Source organism: Zoogloea sp. JDB1 (assembly GCF_056724025.1).
In genome coordinates this window covers 5,448,216-5,464,838 of the sequence record NZ_CM161496.1, presented here as the reverse complement: position 1 = coordinate 5,464,838, position 16,623 = coordinate 5,448,216, and the positions used below count along the sequence as shown (strand labels likewise).

Genomic DNA, 16,623 nt, shown 5'->3' with positions numbered 1-16,623 from the left:
GGCTAGCCGGACGGGCTTCGTCCGTCCGGCTCCACCGCTATGACGCCTGTCGATCCGTCGGGCTGGCATGCCCGCTCCCATCAGGAGGCCTTCGCGACCTTCCAGTCGAGCCCGCTTGACGGGCTGACCGAGGAGGTCGCTGCCGAGCGTCTGGGCATCCACGGCCCCAATCGCATCGACTCCCGGCCGGGGCGCGGGGCGGTGCCGCGCTTCGCGCTGCAATTCCATCAACCGCTGATCTACATCCTGCTCGCCAGCGGGGCGATCGCCGCCTTCCTGCATGAATGGGTCGATGCTGGCGTCATTTTCGGCGTGGTGCTGGTCAATGCGCTGATCGGTTTCATCCAGGAAGGGCGCGCCGAGGACGCGCTGGCGGCTCTGGCCCGAAGCGTCGCCAGCGAGGTGACGGTGCTGCGGGCCGGCCAGCGTCGGCGCCTGCCGGCTGTCGAACTGGTGCCGGGCGACGTGGTGTGGCTGGCTGCGGGCGACAAGGTGCCGGCCGACCTGCGTCTGTTCGACACGCGTGCACTGCAGATCACCGAGGCCTCCCTCACCGGCGAGTCCACGGCAGTGGGAAAGGGCGTCGAGCCAGTGCCAGCGGACAGTGGCCTGGCCGAGCGGAGCTGCATGGCCTTCGCCGGGACGCTGATTGTTGCCGGTCAGGCGGCCGGGCTGGTGGTAGCCACCGGCCGCGGCACCGAGACCGGGCGCATCGCCGACATGCTGGAGCAGGCCGACACGCTGGCTACGCCGCTGACCCGGGCGATGGCACGTTTTTCCAATGCGCTGCTGGTACTGATTCTGGCGCTGGCGGCACTGGGTTTCGTGGTCGGCAGCCTGCGCGGAGAGCCCTGGCTGGACATGCTGATGGCCGCCGTGGCGCTGGCGGTCGGTGCGATTCCTGAAGGCCTTCCGGCTGCCGTGACGGTGACCCTGGCCATCGGCGTGGCGCGCATGGCCCGCCGCCGGGCGATCATCCGCCGCCTGCCGGCGGTGGAAACCCTCGGCAGCACGACGGTGATCTGCTCCGACAAGACCGGCACCCTTACCGAAAACCAGATGACCGTGCGCGCTGCCTTTGCCGGCAGCCAGCGGTATGAGTTCAGCGGGGACGGTTATTCACCGCGGGGCGCGGTGAGTGCCAACGGTATAGAACTGGCCGAGCCGCCAGCCGCCTTGCGCGAACTCCTGCTGGCTGGTGTGCTGTGCAACGACGCGGGCCTGCGGGAAGAAGAGGGCGGCGACTGGCAGATCACCGGCGATCCCACCGAAGCGGCGCTATTGGTTGCGGCCCGCAAGGCTGGCTTCGACGAGAAAGCGCTGGGCACGGCAATGCCCCGGCTGGACGAGATCGCCTTCGATTCGGCGCGCCAGTTCATGGCCACGCTGCACCGCAGTGACGGAGGCTGCGTTGTCATGCTGAAAGGGGCGCCGGAGGTCGTGCTGCGCCGCTGCACGAACATGCGCGACAGCGACGGCTGCATGCTTCCACTCGACGCGCAGGCCGTCCATGAGATGGCGCGTGGCCTGGCGGCCGAAGGGCTGCGGGTGCTGGCCTTCGCCTGTTTGTTGACTGCGGCGGAAACGCTGGACGAGACCGCGCTGGCCGACGGCTTGTGCTTCCTCGGCCTGCAAGCCATGCTCGATCCGCCCCGTCAGGCGGCTATCGGTGCCATCCGCACGTGTCACCGGGCCGGCATCACGGTCAAGATGATCACCGGCGACCACGCGGTGACGGCGCTGGCGATCGCCCGCCAGTTGGGCCTGGTGGAGGAGGGGGCACGGGCCCTGACCGGCCGCGAACTCGCCCGCCTCGATGCGGACGGGCTGCGCGGTGTGGTGCGCGACGTCCATGTTTTCGCCCGCGTCGAGCCCGAGCAGAAGCTGCGCCTGGTGCGGGCCCTGCAGGCCAACGGCGAGGTCGTGGCGATGACCGGCGATGGGGTGAACGACGCGCCGGCCCTGAAGGCTGCCGATATCGGTGTGGCGATGGGCGGGGGGGGAACCGAGGTCGCCAAGGAGGCCGCCGCGATGGTCCTCACCGACGACAACTTCGCCAGCATCGAGGCCGCGGTCGAGGAGGGCCGCGGCGTCTACGACAATCTGGTGAAGTTCATCATCTGGACGCTGCCGACCAATTTCGGTGAGGGCCTGGTGATCCTCTTTGCGGTGCTGGCAGGCGTGACACTGCCGATCACGCCGCTGCAGATCCTGTGGATCAACATGACCACCGCCGTTTTGCTGGGCCTGGCGCTGGCCTTCGAGCCGATCCAGGGTGATGTGATGGGGCGCCCGCCACGCCCGCCCGGCACGCCTATCGTCGATCGCCTGCTGGTGCGGCGCATCGTGCTGGTCGGGGCCTTGCTGCTGATGGCGTCCTTCGGCCTGTTCCTGCGCTGGCGGGGCCTCGGGGCGACGCTGGAGGAGGCGCGCACGGTGGCGGTCAATGTATTCGTAGCCGGGGAGATCGCCTATCTCTTCAACTGCCGCAACCTGCGCGGTCCGTTCTGGCGCTGCGGATGGTTTTCTAACCTCTGGTTCTGGGCAGGGATCGCTGTGATGGTGGCCCTGCAGGGACTATTCACGTGGCTGCCAGCGATGAATCGGGTCTTCGCATCGGCGCCACCCCCAGTCGCCGCGTGGGCAGAGATTGCAGTCGCCGCGGTGCTGATTGCCCTCGTCGTCGGCCTGGAAAAAGGGTTCGTAAAAAAACACGGGAGCGAATGAGTTCGCCCCCGTGTTGTCTGCCGTGCTTCCGTTCCGTTCAGACGCGGAAACGGCCGATCTGATCTTTCAGGCTAAACGCAATCTTTTCCAAGCCGACAGCAGCATCGGCAGCGCCGCGGATGTTCTCCGTCGTGCTCTCCACCATCGTTGATATCTCCTCAACGCGCTGGGCGATGGAGGTGCTGGCGGCACTCTGTTCCCGCGTCGCGTCGGCGATCTCGCGGACCCGTTCGAGGGTCTGGCGGGCGCCGCTCTCGATGGCGTGCAGGGCCTCGGCAGCTGATGCGGCCAGCGCGACGCCCTGATCCACTTCGGGCAGCGCGGCGTTCATCGCCTCGACGGCGCTGCTGGTGTCGCTCTGGATGCCGGCGATCATCTGCTCGATCTCGGTGGTGGCCGAGGAGGTCCGTTCGGCCAGCTTGCGCACCTCGTCGGCGACCACTGCAAAGCCGCGCCCCTGCTCGCCTGCGCGGGCGGCTTCGATGGCCGCGTTGAGGGCCAGCAGGTTGGTCTGGCCGGCGATTTCCTTGATGACGTTGGCGATCGACGAGACCTGTCCGATGCGCTCTTCCAGGGCTAGGATCCGGCCGGAGGCGCTGGTGACGGTTTCTGACATCTTGCGGATCGCGCCGGCTGCCTGGTCCACCCGCTGGCTGCCTTCGGCGGCCAGGCGCATGGCTTCTTGGGAGTTCTCCTCGGTTTCAAGCGCACTGGCCGAAATGTGGCTGGAGCTGACGGTCAGCTCTTCCATCGCAGCGGCCATTGACGTGGTGGCGTCAGACTGCCGTTCGGCGGCTTCGGCAACCTCGCTTGACACGCGGCTGATGTGGTCGGCGTTATGTACGAGCTGGTTGGCGCCGCTGTTGATCTCACCCATCATGCTGCGCAGAGCGCTGACCATGGTGTCGAGGGCGCCGAGCATGCTGCCGCTCTGAACTGTTCCAAGGTTGGCGGTCAAGTCACCTTGGGCGGCGCGCTGCATCACTGCGGTGGCTTCGGTTGGTTCGCCGCCGAGCTGGCTGGTGACGCTGGTGCTGACCCGCCAGCCGACGATGCCGAGCAAGGCCAGCAGACCGAGCGAGATGCTGCCGAGCAGGGCGGCGATGGAGCGGAACTGGCTGTCCACATCATCCACATAGATGCCGGTACCCAGCACCCAGCCCCACGGGGCAAACGGGGCTGCGTAGGACAGCTTCGGTTGCGGCGTGGTCTCGCCGGCCTTCGGATACCAGTAATCCACAAAGCCACCGCCCGCCGCGGCGACCCTGACCATCTCCGTGATCATTGTCTTGCCATTGGTATCCTTCTGGCCGCTGGCATCGGTGCCTTCCCGCTCCGGCTTGGGGGGCAGCATCACGTAGTGGCTGCGGTTGTCGACGATGAACAGGTAGTTGTTGCCGGCATAGCGGACATTGCGTAGGGCGTCTTTGGCTGCCTTTTGCGCGTCGGCTTCGCTGAGGGTGCCGGCTTGGGAGAGCTTGTGATAATGGTCGACGACGCCCAGACCACTTTCCACAAGGTATTGGGTCTGCAATTTGCGGTCGTCCATCATGCTCCTGTGCAGATGGGCCAGGCTCACGGCGCACAGGGCGACCAGGCCGAGCAGGGTAAGCGCGACGAGTAGCCGCATGCGCGTGGATACGCGCAGGCTTTCCAGTTTCATGATGGATCCTCTCCTCAAACCTGATTTGCTCAGGGTGCCGCCGGTTTGTTGGGATACCGGCTGGCCGATGTTGTATATATGTTTTCTTATTTACGGCCGATATGTCTCATTTCTTGACAGAAATCCATGTTGCCAGCTGATCGGGAGTCGGGGTCGGCTTCCAAGCGTCAGCACTCCCCTGTACGCAGAAACCCAGTAAAATCCGCGTTTTGCCCAAATTCACGCGGCTGTCCGCCGCGGAGCGCCCATGTCCGTCCAAAAACCGACTTTCCAGCAGATCATCCTGCGTCTCTCGAACTTCTGGGCCGAGCACGGCTGTACCCTGCTCCAGCCCTATGACATCGAGGTCGGCGCCGGCACTTTCCATACCGCTACCTTCCTGCGCGCCATCGGTCCCGAACATTGGAACGCCGCCTACGTGCAGCCGTCCCGCCGCCCGAAGGACGGCCGCTACGGCGAGAACCCCAACCGCCTGCAGCACTACTACCAGTACCAGGTGGTACTCAAACCGTCGCCGGCCAACATCCAGGAGCTCTACATCGACAGCCTGCGTGCGCTGGGTATCGATCCCAACGCCCACGACATCCGCTTCGTCGAGGATGACTGGGAATCGCCCACGCTGGGTGCCTGGGGTCTGGGGTGGGAAGTCTGGCTGGATGGCATGGAAGTCACCCAGTTCACCTACTTCCAGGAAGTCGGTTCCCTGTCCTGCAAGCCAGTGCTTGGCGAGATCACCTACGGCCTCGAGCGCCTGGCCATGTACCTGCAGGGCGTCGAGAACGTCTATGACCTGGTGTGGTCGATCGGCCCGGACGGCACGCCGGTGACCTACGGCAATGTCTATCACCAGAACGAGGTGGAGCAGTCCACCTACAACTTCGAACACTCCAACGTGGAATGGCTGTTCCGCCTGTTCGGCGAGTACGAGGGCGAGGCCAAGCGCCTGCTGGCCGTACCGCTGGTGCTGCCGGCCTTCGAGATGGTCATGAAGTGCTCCCACACTTTCAACCTGCTCGATGCCCGCGGGGCGATCTCCGTCACCGAACGCGCCGCCTACATCGGCCGCGTGCGTGCGCTGGCCCGTGAAGTGGCCCAGGCCTATTACAACTCCCGCGAAGCCCTCGGCTTCCCGATGCTGAAGAAGGAGGCCGCGTGATGACCGGCGCGACCCTGCTCGTTGAACTGCTGACCGAAGAACTCCCTCCCAAGGCCCTGCCCAAGCTTGGCCAGGCCTTCTCCAACGGCATCGTCGCCGGCCTGCGCGCGCGCGGCCTGGTGGCGGCCGATGGTGCTTTCCGCTGGTTCGCTACGCCGCGCCGGCTGGCGGTGAGCATCGCCCACGTGCTGCCCGAGGCGGCCGCCAAAGACGTCACCGAGAAGATCATGCCGGTGTCCGTGGCGCTGACCGCCGACGGCCAGCCGACCCCGGCGCTGACCAAGAAGCTGGAGGCCAAGGGCATCCCTCTGTCCGCCGTGGCGAGCTTCGAGCGCCGCATGGACGGCAAGGCCGAAGCCCTGTTCCACACTTCCACCGTGGCCGGTGCCAAGCTGGCCGACGTGCTGGCCGGCATTGTGCAAGACGCGCTGAAGCAGCTGCCGATCCCCAAGGTGATGCGCTGGGGCGACGGCGATGCCACCTTCGTGCGTCCCGCCCACAAGCTGACCATGCTGCATGGCGCCGACGTGGTGCCCGGTTCGGTGCTCGACGTCCAGTCCGGCCGCACGACTCGCGGCCACCGCTTCATGAGCAAGGGCGACATCGAGATCGCCACCGCCGACGCCTATGAACCGACCCTGCTGGCCGAAGGCAAGATCATTCCGGACTTCGCCGAGCGCCGCGCCAACATCGAGAAGCAGCTGGTTTCCGAAGCTGGCCGCCAGCATGCCACGCTTGGCGAATACGCCGACCTGCTGGACGAGGTGAGCGCGCTGGTCGAACACCCGACCGTCTACGTCGGCGAGTTCGAGGCCAAGTTCCTGGCCGTACCGCAGGAATGCCTGATCCTCACGATGCGCGCCAACCAGAAGTACTTCCCGCTGTTCGACCAGACCGGCAAGCTGCTCAACCGCTTCCTGATCGTCTCCAACATGGAGCTGGCCGACCCGACCAACATCATCGCCGGCAACCAGCGCGTGGTGCGCCCGCGCCTGTCCGACGCGCGCTTCTTCTTCGAGCAGGACATCAAGGCCGGCCTCACGCCGCGCGTCGTCAAGCTCGGCTCGGTGGTCTATCACAACAAGCTGGGCTCCCTCGGCGACCGCGTCGAGCGCCTGTCCGCCGTGGCCCGCAAGGTCGCCGGCCTGCTCGGTGCCGACGAGAACCAGGCCAACCGCGCCGCACTGCTGTCCAAGGCCGACCTGCTGACCGACATGGTCGGCGAGTTCCCCGAGCTGCAGGGCACCATGGGCCGCTACTACGCGCTGGCCGAAGGTGCCGCGCCGGTGGTCGCCGAGGCCATCGAACAGCACTACCGTCCGCGCTTCGCCGGCGACGCGCTGCCCGACAGCAACATCGGCCGTGCGCTGGCGCTGGCCGACAAGCTCGATGCGCTGGTCGGCTTCTTCGGCATCGGCCAGATCCCGACCGGCGACAAGGACCCGTTCGGCCTGCGCCGTGCAGCCCTGGGCGTGTTGCGCATCCTGATGGAAGCGCCGCTGCCCCTCGACCTGGCCGAGCTGATCAAGGTTTCCGTGGCTGCCTTCACCCCCGGCGTGCTGACCACCGGGGTGGATGGCCCGCTGTACGACTTCATCCTCGAGCGCCTGCGCAACACCCTGCGCGACGCCGGCCATGCCCAGGACGTGGTGGACGCGGTGCTGGCCCTCAAGCCGACCCGCATCGATCTGGTGGTGCCCAAGCTCGAAGCCGTCGTGGCCTTCCAGCAACTGCCGGAAGCGGCTGCACTGGCGGCCGCCAACAAGCGCATCGTCAACATCCTCAAGAAGGCCGAAGGTCCGATCGGCGAGCCCGACGTGGCGCTGTTGGTGGAGGAGGCGGAGAAAGCCTTGTTCCACGCCATCGTCGAAGTCGCGCCGTTGGCTCGTTCCCACTTCCAGAACGAGGCCTATACCGACGCGCTGCGCGTCCTTGCCGGCCTGCGGGCGGCGGTGGACCGCTTCTTCGACGAGGTGATGGTGATGGCCGAGGAGCCACTGGTGCGTCAGAACCGCCTGGCCCTGTTGAACCAGCTGGCCGGCCTGATGAACCAGGTGGCCGACATTTCCCGCCTGTCCGCCTGAGGTCCGTCCATGAAGCTGATTGTGCTCGACCGGGACGGAGTCATCAATTTTGACTCCGACCAGTTCATCAAGTCACCGGAGGAATGGAAGCCGATTCCCGGCTCCCTCGAAGCCATCGCCCGCCTCAACGAGGCGGGCTGGCGGGTGGTAGTGGCCTCCAACCAGTCGGGGGTCGGGCGCGGTCTCTTCGACATGGACACCCTCAACGCCATCAACGAGAAGATGACCAAGGCCCTGGCCCAGGTCGGCGGCCGGCTGGACGCGATCTTCTTCTGCCCGCATCCGGCGGACTCCACTTGCGATTGCCGCAAGCCCAAGCCGGGCATGTTCATCCAGATCGCTGAGCGCTTCAATGTGGATCTGGCCGGCATGCCGGTCGTCGGCGACAGTCTGCGCGACCTGCAGGCTGGCGTCGCCGTGGGCTGCAAGCCCTACCTGGTGCTGACCGGCAAGGGCGTCAAGACCAAGGCCGACCCGGCCTTGCCCGAGGGTACCGAAATTCACCCCGACCTGGCGGCCGTCGTCGCGCAGCTCACCGCCTGAAGGTGCTTCTCCCGTGGTTCTGATTCGCAATCTGTTGTTCATGCTGCTCCTTGGCATCGTCACGCCGCTGTATGCGTTGATTGCCATGGCCACCTTCCCCTTCGGGCCAAAGACTCGCCACAAGATCATCCGCGGCTGGCCGCGTGTGATGGCGTGGGTCATCAAGCATGTGCTGGGGATTCCCTACCGCCTGATCGGCGCCGAGAACATCCCGGCCAAGGGGCCGGCGATCGTCGTCTCCAAGCACATGTCGGCATGGGAAACCATCATGCTGCAGGACATCTTCCCGCCGATGGTCTTCGTGATGAAGAAGGAAATCCACAAGGTGCCCTTCTTCGGCTGGGGCATTGCGCAGATGCCGATGATCGCCATCGACCGGGCTGCCGGCAAGGATGCTCTGACCCAGGTGGAAGCCCAGGGGCGGGAGCGCCTGGCGGATGGTTTCTGGGTGACGATCTTCCCGGAAGGCACCCGTGTTGCGCCGGGCAGCAAGAAGCGCTACAAGGCCGGTGGCTCCTGGCTGGCCGCGCAGACCGGTACGCCGGTGGTACCTGTGGCCCACAATGCCGGCGAGTTCTGGCCGCGCAATGCCTTCTTCAAGCGTCCGGGGGAAGTGGTGGTGAGCGTCGGGCCGGTAATCGACACCACCGGGCTGTCCGCCGACGAGATCAACGCCCGCGCCGAAAAGTGGATCGAGGCCGAGATGCGCCGACTGTTCCCGCACCACTATCGCAGCCACTCCCGCAAGGAGACGGTCCAGGCGTGAGCGCAGCGGCCGTCGAGACCCGCGAGATCGTCCTCAACGGGCAGCGGGTCGCCTATCGGCTGCGGCGCAGTGTGCGCAAGACCCTCGGACTGCGCATCGACGATCATGGCCTGACGGTCGGCGTGCCGCTACGGGTGTTGCTGCGCGATGTGGAGGCCTTCATCCGCAGCCACGCCGACTGGGTGGTGGACACGCTGCACAAGCGTCCGCCGGTGAGTCAGCGGCCAATCTTCGTGCCGGTAGACGGGGCGCCGCTGCCGCTGCTCGGCGACACCTGGCATCTCCGCCTCGGGCAGGGCAACAACCGGGTGCTGTGGCATGAATCCGGACCCGAGCGCATTCTCGAACTGGCCCTGCGCAGCGGCGGCGATGCCCGCCAGCTGTTGTTGCGTGGTCTGCAGCAGCGCGGGCTGGCGCTGTTTACCAACCGGGTCGAGGAGTTCTGCCTGCGCCTCGGGCGTCCCGTGCCGGCGGTGGGCCTGACCAATGCGCGCACGCGCTGGGGAAGTTGCAGCAGCCGCAGTGGCATCCGCCTGCATTGGCGGCTGATCCATCTGCCGCTGGGGCTGATCGACTACGTTGTGGCCCACGAGGTCGCCCATCTGGTCGAGATGAACCACTCGCCGCGCTTCTGGTCAGTCGTGGAGTCCTTGTATCCCGATCATCTTGCCGCGCGCCAGACGCTCCGCCAGGTGGCGGCTTCCCTTCCGCATATTTGAACCAAGGAAAACTCCATGCGTCTTCTGCACACCATGCTCCGGGTCGGCGACCTCGACCGCTCCATCGCCTTTTACACCGAGGTGCTCGGCATGCGCCTGCTGCGCCGTCACGACTACCCGGAAGGCAAGTTCACGCTGGCCTTCGTCGGCTACCAGGATGAATCGGAAGGGGCGGTCATCGAGCTGACCCACAACTGGGGCGTCGAGGCCTACGAACTCGGCACGGCCTACGGCCACATCGCGCTGGAAGTGCCCGACGCCTATGCCGCCTGTGAGGCGATCAAGACGCGCGGCGGCAAGGTCGTCCGCGAAGCCGGTCCGATGAAGCACGGCACCACGGTGATTGCTTTCGTCGAGGATCCGGACGGCTACAAAATCGAACTGATCCAGTCCAGGATCTAAGGCCGCGCGCTGCTCTGTTAACGGGGCGGGAGGCCGAAGGCTTCCCGCAGTGCGATCAGCTCCTGGTGCAATTCAGCGAGAATGGCCGGTGCATCGGCCATCTGCTTCTCACGGCCCAGCCGCTCAAGCTGCTGGGCTTTGGCCTGGGCCCGCTCTGCACAGAAGTTGGAGACGGCGCCCTTCAGCGCGTGGGCCGCGTTGTAGAGTGCCTCCGCATCGCTGGCGGCCACTGCAGCGTCAACAATCGCCACCATCCGTGCCTCGTCGTCAGAGTACATCTCGATCAGCTGGCCCAGCAGCTCTTCATCGTTGTCCAGGTTGGCGAGCATCTTCTTGCGGTCGAAGACGGGAGTGCCGCTTGGCACCGATTCCGTGGTCGGAAGCGGGGCCGGGTCGCCGCAGCCGACGTTGTTGATCAGCACTTCAACGAGGTCGGGAGCATGGACCGGTTTTGACAGATAGCCGTCCATGCCGGCTTCGAGGCAGCGTTCCCGGTCGCCTTTCATGGCGTGGGCGGTCATGGCGATGATGGGGGTGCGGGGCATACCGGCAGTTTCTCTTTCTCGTATCCGGGCGGTAGCTTCGAAGCCGCCGAGGATGGGCATCTGGACATCCATCAGGATGATGTCGAAATGTCCGTGGGCATGCAGTTCGACGGCTTCCGCGCCGTTGTTTGCAACCTCGACCTGGTGTCCGAGTTTTTCGAGCAGGCGCAGCGCGAGGGTCTGGTTCACGATGTTGTCCTCCGCGAGCAGAATGCGCAACTGCCGTCGTTGCTCACGCAGGCTGTGGCGCGTGATCAGGCCGCGGTCGTGCTCTTGCGCATCGACGGATTCGATCGACAGCAGGATGGCGTTCAGCAGGTCGGAGGCTTGTACCGGCATCGGTAGGTAGGCAGAGATCCCCAGCTCCCGGCAGCGGGCGCCGTCGCCGCGCCGGCCTTCCCCGGCCAGCATGATGATGCAGGGTTGCGGCTGGGCGACCCGTCGGATGTCCCCGACCAGTTCGAAGCCCTCGGCGTCAGGGAGTTGGGTGCTGACGATGACTACCCGGAAGGGATGGCCGTTGGTACTGGCCTCGGCCAGCTCGCGCCGGGTGCTGGCCGCATCGGGCACGGCCAGCGGCGCCATCCGCCACTGTTCGAGCAACTCCACCAGCATCGCCCGTTCCGCCAGGTTGTCCACTGCGACGAGTACCGGCAGGTTGTCCAGGTGGGCTTCGTCATCGATCGCCACGGCCTGCTGGCCACGATCGAAATGGGCGGTGAAATGGAAGGTGCTGCCGTTGCCGGGTGTGCTTTCCACTCCGATGTGGCCACCCATCGCTTGAACCAGTTGGGCGCTGATCGTCAGGCCCAGCCCGGTACCCCCGTAGCGGCGTGTGGTGGAGGTGTCAGCCTGGGAGAAGGCTTCGAAGATCAGGCTCTGCTTTTCGGCGGGGATGCCGACGCCCGTGTCGCGAACGCGGAAATGGATCGCGGCCTTCCCGTCGCCGCCGGCCTGACCGGGCTGGACGATCAGTTGCACGCTGCCAGCCGTCGTGAACTTGATACCGTTGGACAGCAGGTTGATCAGTACCTGACGCAGGCGGTGCGGGTCGCCCACCAGGGCATCGGGGACGTCGGGAGAAACCTGGGCGGTGAGCTGGAGGTCCTTTTCGGCAGCTCGTTGCTGCAGCGTGCGTACGGCTAGCGCCACGCAGTCGCGCAGGCTGAAGTCGATATGCTCGAAATCCAGCTTGCCGGCTTCGATCTTCGAGAAGTCGAGAATGTCGTTGATGATGCCCAGCAGCGCGTTGGCCGAACTCTTCACCAACTGCAGGTATTCCCGCTGTTCGTCGTCGAGCTGTGTGTCGAGGGCCAGGTCGGTCATGCCGAGGATGGCGTTCATCGGCGTCCGGATCTCGTGGCTCATGTTGGCCAGGAAGTCGCTCTTCGAGCGGCTGTTGGCCTCGGCGGCCTCCTTGGCCTCGCGCATGTATGCTTCGGCCGCCTTGCGCTCGCCGATGTCCCGCAGGTAGGCGGTGACGAGCCGCTGGCCGTTGCTTTCCACGGCGACCAGGGCCACTTCCACCGGAAACTCGTCGCCACCCTTGCGCATGGCGATGCCTTCGATGCGCTGACTGGTGTGCTCAGGGCGGGGGTCGGTGAGCTGTCTGGTGAGCTCGATGTCATAGGTGTCCCGCAGGCGTTCGGGGAACAGTAGCCGGGCATAGGGCTGGTGCAGCACCTCGCTGCGAAGGTAGCCAAAGGTGCGCTCTGCGGCGGGGTTGAACTCGATGATGCTTCCTTCGCGGTCCACCGTGATGATGCAGTCCAGTGCCGCTTCAGTAATTGCCCGATTGCGGGACTCGCTGGCGCTGAGGGCCGCCTGGCCATCGAAAAGACGAATGGAGGTCCAGTTCAGGGCATCCACCAGCTTGTGGATCTCGTGGATGCTGCCAGGCTCGGCCAGTAGTGCGCCCTGGTTGTTCTCGAGGGATTCTGCAAAATGGGTGGCGCGTTCGAGACTGCGCAGTGGCCTGCGCAGGAAGTACAGGATGGCCAGTGTGGCGGCGAGCAGCGTCAGCAGGCTGGCCAGCGCACTGTCCTTGATGATGTGCTGGAAGCTCTCTTCAGCGGCCACCGGCTTCATCTCGACGCGCAGCCAGCCGAGCGGGGCATGCTCGCCGATAGCCGACCAGGAAAGGATCGTCCGCTGTGCCCGGGGCTGGGGGGCGCTCGCCTGCCGGTTGTCCGTCGGTAGGTGCAGTGGCGTGGCGGCCATGGTTTCGGCCTCCATGGGGGCATCTTCGTGTTTCCGTGCGGCGCTGGCGATCGGGACGCCCTGGCGGTCGGTCACGGTGACCCGCAGGATGCTCGGGGAGGGCCGGAGCTGCAGCAGGCGGGACAGGATCTGCGGAGCATCACCGGTTGCTACGTAGGGTTCGAGGGCTGTGGCCATCTGCTGCCCGAGCTCGTCCCCATGGCGGCGCTCGAGGCGCTCCACGTAAGTGGCCTGCCCGGAGCCGACATAGAGGGAGTATGCACCGATCGACAGGGTCAGCAGCAGCGCGAACAGGAAGGTGAGTTGCTGGCCGAGGGAGCGCAGGCCGAGGCGGGATGCCAGGGCGTGAAACGGGGCGTTCATTCCTGGTCTTGGTATCGCTCGCGAATGACCAGCACTGCAGGCCATTGTTCCAGGAGAGCATCGACGCAGACCGGGTCGAAGTGCGTACCGCGCCCTTCCTTGAGTAGGCTCACTGCCCGATCCAGTTCCCAGGCCGGTTTGTAGGGGCGTGCGGAGGTCAGGGCATCGAACACGTCGGCAACGGCGACGATGCGCCCGCTCAGCGGAATTGCCTCACCTGCCAAGCCGGACGGATAGCCGCTGCCGTCGAATTTCTCATGGTGGTGGAGGGCGATCTCGGCGGCCATCTGGATCATCGGTGAGCTGGAGCCGCTGAGAATGTCATGTCCGATGGTTGCGTGGCGGCGCATGATGACCATCTCGTCGTCGGTCAGGCGGCCGGGTTTCAGCAGGATGTGATCCGGCGTGCCGACCTTGCCCACGTCGTGCATCGGCGCGGCGCTGAGCAGGCGTTCGCAATACTCCGCGTTCAGCCCGATCTGGCGGGCGATCAGTTCTGAGTAATGGGCCATGCGCAGGATGTGGGCGCCGGTTTCAGGGTCACGGTATTCGGCTGCGCGTGCCAGCCGGGTGACCGTCTCCCGTTCGCGGGCGACGATTTCTGCAGTCTTACGCGCGACCGCAGCGATGAGGTCGTCGTTCCAGTCGCGCATGCGCTTATGGCTTTCGCGCAGGGCCAGCATGGTCCGTACACGGGGGTCGAATTCGTGGCGGTCGATGGGCTTGGTCAGGAAATCGTTGGCGCCAGCGGTCAGGCTCTGGTAACGGACTTCCTTCTCGTGGGCGGCGGTCACCATCAGGATCGGGACTGCATCGGCAGGGTGGCGCCGACGGACGGTTTCGATGAATTCGATGCCGTTGATGTCAGGCATCATGTAATCGACGATGATCAGGTCCGGTTCGTTTTCCCCGCACCACTGCAGGCCCTCGACTGGAGAGACGAAGGCGTGGAGTTCGGTTCCGGCGGGAGTCAGTTTGCGCACCAAAGCCTGGATCAGTGTGAGATTTACGGGGGTGTCGTCGACGATGACTATGGCCATGGGGGCTCCGCGGGTGCGCTACGCTATGGTAAAGCGCGTACAAAAAACGATATCGGTCAATGCTCGGGGAAATTGAGTGCCCGCATTCTTGGGCGCCTCCATCTGACCCGCTATGTTGCGCGTACCACCTGCGCCATGGTCTCGAAACCCATGTCGTAGAGCCGTTGCAGCAGCGGCGCCATGCGTTCGAGCGTCATGATCAGCATGCCGAGACCGACCGTGAGGGTAATCGGAAATCCGATGGCAAAAAGATTGAGTTGAGGTGCCGCCTTGGTGAGGATGCCGAGAGCGATGTTGGTGATCAGCAGCGCGGTGACGATAGGTAAGGCCATCAGCACGCCACTGCCGAAGATGACACTACCGGAGCGGGCCAGCAACAGCCAGCCTTTGCTATGGACAGGGGTGGCGGCAATAGGGAGCCACTCGAAGCTGCGGGCCAGTGCGTCCACCAGCAGCAGGTGACCGTTGAGGGCCAGAAAAATCAGTGAGGACGTCAGGGTCAGGAACTGACTGACGACGGCTGTCTGCCCGCCTGCCGTCGGATCGAAGAAGGTCGCGAACGACAGGCCCATCTGTAGGCTGACGAGTTCGCCCATCACTTCGAGGGCTGCCAGTGCGATGCGCATGGTCAGTCCCATGGCCAGGCCGATGAGGGTTTGCTGGCCGATGATCAACAGACCGTCCCAGGAGCCCAGCGGTACGCTGGGTATGGCAGGTAGTGTCGGAGCCAAGCCGATGGCGATGGCCAGCCCAGCCATCAGCCGGATGCGCCGCGGCATCCCGTCGTTACCGAAAATCGGGGCCATGCTCACCAGTCCGAGGATGCGTGCCAGGGGGTAGGCCAGCACGGCCAGCCACGCATCGAGTTGAGCGGAGGTGATGGACAGCATCGCTTGCAGAGCTGGCGTCAGCCGATCAGCGCGGGGATGCTGTCGAACAGGCGGCGGATGAAGTCGGTCATCATCGTAATCATCCACGGGCCCGCCAGTACCAGGGTGATGAAGGTTGCGATCAGCTTGGGTACGAAGGACAAGGTCTGTTCGTTGATTTGGGTGGCGGCCTGGAAGATCGATACGATCAGGCCGGTGACGAGGGCTGCGATGAACAGCGGGGCCGACACGAGCAGGGTGAGTTCTAGGGCTTGCCGGCCCAGATCGATGACGGTGGTGGGGGTCATGGCAGAATCTTTCCTCAGCCGAAGCTGCGTACCAGGGAACCGACCAGCAGATCCCAGCCGTCCACCAGTACGAAGAGCATGATCTTGAAGGGGAGCGAGACCGTGGCCGGGCTCATCATCATCATACCCATCGACATCAGCACGGAGGCAACCACCATGTCGATGATCAGGAAGGGGATGAAAACGATGAAGCCGATCTGGAAGGCGGTCTTCAGTTCGGAGGTGACGAAGGCCGGGATGACGACGCGCATCGGCAGATCCTCCGCCTTTTCCACGCGGGGCGTCTTGGCGAGCTTGGCGAACAGGTTCAGATCCGGTTCGCGGACCTGCGCGAGCATGAAGGCCTTGACCGGCACGGTGGCACGGTCGAGGGCGTCGTTGAAGGTGATGCGATTCTCCGACAGGGGGACCCAGGCTTCGGTGTAAACCTTGTCCGCGACCGGCGACATGATGAAGAAGGTCAGGAACAGGGACAGGCCGATCATCACCTGGTTGGGCGGTGAGGTCTGCGTGCCGAGCGCATGGCGCAGCAGGGACATGACGATGATGATGCGCGTGAAGCAGGTCATCATCAGCACCATGGCCGGCAGGAAGCTCAGAGAGGTGAGCAGCAGCAGGGTCTGGATCGACAGGCTGTACTGGGTGCCGCCACTACCGGCCGGAGTGCTGGTGAGGGCCGGCATGGCCTGGGCGAGGACCGGCAGGGGGGCGAACAGGCACAGTGGTGCGAGGCGGCGTAGCAGCAGCAAGGTACGGTTCACGGCCGGCGCTCCAGGGTCTGTTTCAGCCAGGTCTGGAAATCCTTGCCGCCGGAGAGCAAGGTCGTTTCACCTGTGGCCGGAGGCAGTTCGGCTGCGTCAAGGGTGTGTAGCGTGTTGACCTGTCCCGGGGCGACACCGAGGACAAGCACCTTGCCCGCAACTTCCACCAGTACGACCCGCTCCCGCGGGCCGACGGGGGCTGCACCGCGTATCTTCAGCAGGTTGGCGCCTCCGGCGGCACCAGCTCCGAAGCGCTTGAGGAAGAGCAGCGTGGCGTACAGCAGCCCGAGAATCAGGGCGAGGCCGAGGAACATCTGAAGAACACTGCCGGCAACGTCCATGGTGCTGTCCGCAGCTAGGGCAAACGTGCTCGGAGCCAGCAGGCCGATGGAGGCGAGCGTGGTGGGGCGCATGATGGGTCGATACACGATGGGGGGGCTAATAAACGAGCTTAGAG

14 protein-coding genes are annotated in these 16,623 nt (G+C 65.2%); 7 read left to right on the top strand and 7 right to left on the bottom strand.

Going from position 1 to position 16,623, the window contains the following annotated elements:
* Positions 1–39 precede the first annotated feature (39 nt).
* On the top strand, positions 40–2,727 hold the full coding sequence (locus tag AC1PPK_RS24770; RefSeq protein WP_481115633.1) for an HAD-IC family P-type ATPase: 2,688 nt from the start codon (positions 40–42) through the stop codon (positions 2,725–2,727).
* A 37-nt stretch (positions 2,728–2,764) separates the two neighbouring features.
* Here the strand turns inward: AC1PPK_RS24770 and AC1PPK_RS24765 are convergent, their stop codons facing one another.
* A complete protein-coding gene (locus AC1PPK_RS24765) occupies positions 2,765–4,390 on the bottom strand; it encodes a methyl-accepting chemotaxis protein (protein WP_481115632.1) in 1,626 nt (541 codons plus the stop codon).
* A gap of 247 nt (positions 4,391–4,637) precedes the next feature.
* Between AC1PPK_RS24765 and glyQ the strand changes: the two genes are divergently transcribed.
* From glyQ to gloA, 6 genes are read left to right on the top strand one after another with little or no spacing between them, the layout of a single operon-like run.
* On the top strand, positions 4,638–5,546 hold the full coding sequence (glyQ, locus tag AC1PPK_RS24760) for a glycine--tRNA ligase subunit alpha (RefSeq protein WP_481115631.1): 909 nt from the start codon (positions 4,638–4,640) through the stop codon (positions 5,544–5,546).
* On the top strand, positions 5,546–7,630 hold the full coding sequence (glyS, locus tag AC1PPK_RS24755; protein WP_481115630.1) for a glycine--tRNA ligase subunit beta: 2,085 nt from the start codon (positions 5,546–5,548) through the stop codon (positions 7,628–7,630). Before glyQ ends, glyS begins: the two co-directional genes overlap by 1 nt.
* 9 nt (positions 7,631–7,639) lie before the next feature.
* On the top strand, positions 7,640–8,173 hold the full coding sequence (gmhB, locus tag AC1PPK_RS24750) for a D-glycero-beta-D-manno-heptose 1,7-bisphosphate 7-phosphatase (protein ID WP_481115629.1): 534 nt from the start codon (positions 7,640–7,642) through the stop codon (positions 8,171–8,173).
* Between the two features lie 13 nt (positions 8,174–8,186).
* Entirely contained in the window at positions 8,187–8,939 is a 753-nt protein-coding gene (locus tag AC1PPK_RS24745; protein ID WP_481115628.1) for a lysophospholipid acyltransferase family protein, read from the top strand.
* A complete protein-coding gene (locus AC1PPK_RS24740) occupies positions 8,936–9,658 on the top strand; it encodes a M48 family metallopeptidase (RefSeq protein ID WP_481115627.1) in 723 nt (240 codons plus the stop codon). Before AC1PPK_RS24745 ends, AC1PPK_RS24740 begins: the two co-directional genes overlap by 4 nt.
* A 15-nt stretch (positions 9,659–9,673) precedes the next feature.
* Positions 9,674–10,060, top strand: coding sequence for a lactoylglutathione lyase (gene gloA, locus AC1PPK_RS24735; RefSeq protein WP_481115626.1), 387 nt, complete (start codon positions 9,674–9,676; stop codon positions 10,058–10,060).
* Positions 10,061–10,077: 17 nt separating this feature from the next.
* Here the strand turns inward: gloA and AC1PPK_RS24730 are convergent, their stop codons facing one another.
* From AC1PPK_RS24730 to fliO, 6 genes are all read right to left on the bottom strand, one after another.
* Positions 10,078–13,188, bottom strand: a complete 3,111-nt coding sequence (locus AC1PPK_RS24730) for a hybrid sensor histidine kinase/response regulator (protein ID WP_481115625.1) — start codon at positions 13,186–13,188, stop codon at positions 10,078–10,080.
* Positions 13,185–14,228: an HD domain-containing phosphohydrolase gene (locus AC1PPK_RS24725; RefSeq protein ID WP_481115624.1), complete on the bottom strand. Its 1,044-nt coding sequence runs from the start codon at positions 14,226–14,228 to the stop codon at positions 13,185–13,187. Before AC1PPK_RS24725 ends, AC1PPK_RS24730 begins: the two co-directional genes overlap by 4 nt.
* A gap of 110 nt (positions 14,229–14,338) precedes the next feature.
* Positions 14,339–15,118 (bottom strand): flagellar biosynthetic protein FliR, encoded by a 780-nt coding sequence (gene fliR, locus AC1PPK_RS24720; RefSeq protein WP_481115623.1) that lies wholly within the window; start codon positions 15,116–15,118, stop codon positions 14,339–14,341.
* 17 nt (positions 15,119–15,135) lie between these two features.
* The gene (fliQ, locus tag AC1PPK_RS24715; RefSeq protein ID WP_481115622.1) at positions 15,136–15,405 is read right to left on the bottom strand and encodes a flagellar biosynthesis protein FliQ; all 270 of its coding nucleotides are present in this window, start codon (positions 15,403–15,405) and stop codon (positions 15,136–15,138) included.
* Between the two features lie 14 nt (positions 15,406–15,419).
* Complete coding sequence (gene fliP, locus AC1PPK_RS24710; RefSeq protein WP_481115621.1) at positions 15,420–16,166, bottom strand: flagellar type III secretion system pore protein FliP; 747 nt, start codon at positions 16,164–16,166, stop codon at positions 15,420–15,422.
* Positions 16,163–16,579, bottom strand: coding sequence for a flagellar biosynthetic protein FliO (gene fliO, locus AC1PPK_RS24705; protein ID WP_481115620.1), 417 nt, complete (start codon positions 16,577–16,579; stop codon positions 16,163–16,165). The genes fliP and fliO overlap by 4 nt, the downstream gene beginning before the upstream one ends.
* Between the last annotated feature and the right edge of the window lie 44 nt (positions 16,580–16,623).